Annotated in this window: 1 protein-coding gene; it reads right to left on the reverse strand. The window is 64.1% G+C overall.

All coding sequences use genetic code 11. The features are described from left to right. Positions 1-814, reverse strand: an 814-nt coding sequence (locus JUB11_RS32450) for an IS5 family transposase (protein WP_207462935.1), incomplete at its 3' end; no start/stop codon positions are given. Between the last annotated feature and the right edge of the window lie 17 nt (positions 815-831).

Consider the following 831-nt stretch of genomic DNA (forward strand, 5'->3'; position numbering starts at 1 on the left):
GCTTGTAATCTCGGCCATAGGCGCGGAGTGCTCGATCGAAAGCAGCGATTTCTACGGCATCTTCGGCCGCGCTTTCATCCTGCTCCAGATTTCTGGTCAGGCGGCGGTATCGGTTGGTTTGTGTGCCGAAGGTCGCCTCAATGCGCCAACGGATCGGCACTGGCTTGAAACCTTGCGCCTGCGGGTCTCGGGTTGTGACTTGGACGTCCAGGCCATGGCGCTCGGCAGCGGCGTCCATCCGTGCGCCGACGTAAATGCCATCCACCTTAATGCGGTCGAGGTTCCAGCCCTTCTCGGCGGCGCGATCCAGCAGGATCCCGGCGGCCTTGGTATCGTGGACGTTGGCCGCCGTAACCAGCACCGCGAGCACGAAGCCAAGCGAGCAGCTCAGGGCGTGGCGCTTGATGCCTCTGATCCGCTTGTGGCCGTCCACACCACGCGCGCCCGCTTGCGGGCCGGAGACAACACTCTGGGAGTCCAGGATGCCGGTCGACGGCTCCGGCGCCCGATCCTGCTTCTGCCGCACGGCCCGCGTCAGCAGCGCGCCGGCGTCCGCCCAGATCCCGTCGGCGCGGAAACGGTCGTGCCAGGTACGCACGGTTTGCCACGCTCCGAAGTCCTTCGGCAGATAGCGCCACTGGCAGCCCGTCTTCTGCAAATACAGGCAGGCGTTCACCATCTCACGCAAATCCACCGTCAAAGGATCGTACCCCGCAAACAGCGGGCCAATCAGCTTCCACTCCGTGTCCGTCAGGTCGCTCGGGTAACGACGGTCGTCATCTTTGTACTTTTCCCGCTGCGCGTCTGTCCACATCGTCCACTCCTCCTGCC

It is taken from the genome of Azospirillum sp. SYSU D00513 (assembly GCF_017356015.1).
In the GTDB taxonomy this organism is placed as follows: domain Bacteria; phylum Pseudomonadota; class Alphaproteobacteria; order Azospirillales; family Azospirillaceae; genus Azospirillum.